This window comes from Neisseria sp. P0022.S010 (assembly GCF_051956635.1).
Genome location: NZ_JBQCXF010000971.1, coordinates 1 through 255, shown reverse-complemented (window position 1 = coordinate 255; position 255 = coordinate 1). Strand labels below are relative to the sequence as shown.

The window sequence follows — 255 nt, the reverse complement described above, 5'->3', positions numbered from 1 at the left end:
GCACCAATATCGAAAAACTCGGCTCCACCGTGACCGTTGCCGGCGACGACAACATCACCACCGAAGCCCAAGACGATAAAGTGACGGTTAAGCTGAACAAAGACCTGGTAGTAGACAGCGTCAAAGCTGGCGACACCACCGTTAACAACGACGGTGTGAAAGTCGCAGGCGGTCCTAGCCTGACCAAGTCCGGTATCGATGCCGCCGGTAACAAAGTGACCAACGTGGCCGACGGCGACCTCAATGCCAACAGCA

1 pseudogene is annotated in these 255 nt (G+C 56.1%); it reads left to right on the top strand.

Annotated features, from left to right (window positions below):
* Nucleotides 1–255 (top strand): annotated as a pseudogene (locus ACTHUT_RS22385) (hypothetical protein); the annotation flags it as partial.